This window comes from Psychroflexus maritimus (assembly GCF_011089875.1).
Taxonomy (GTDB): domain Bacteria; phylum Bacteroidota; class Bacteroidia; order Flavobacteriales; family Flavobacteriaceae; genus Psychroflexus; species Psychroflexus maritimus.
This window is the reverse complement of the sequence record NZ_JAANAS010000004.1, coordinates 1-242: the sequence shown is the minus strand read 5'-3', so window position 1 is coordinate 242 and position 242 is coordinate 1. Positions and strand designations below refer to the sequence as shown.

Sequence of the window (242 nt, the reverse complement as noted above, 5' to 3'; positions counted from 1 at the left end):
GGGGTTTTCGTTGTTTTGGGCATCGGTTTCAGTTTCGAAGTAGGTAAAGCTAAAGCCTTCGGCATCATCGATTATAGAATCTTCAATAAAGGGCAGGAAAAATTCAGCCAAGCCATCGTTGTTTTCATCGCAGACTAAGTTGGGGTTTCCACTTTGAAGCGGAGGAATTTCATTAACAATAAGTTCAAAAGAGGTGAAAGAGAAGCAACTTGTTTCTGTTTCGGTTACTCGAACAAAAATAG

1 protein-coding gene is annotated in these 242 nt (G+C 40.1%); it reads right to left on the bottom strand.

Features of this window, described 5'->3' with window-relative positions; all coding sequences use genetic code 11:
- The coding region (locus G7034_RS01645) for a hypothetical protein (protein ID WP_166399225.1) at positions 1-242 on the bottom strand (242 nt) is incomplete at both ends.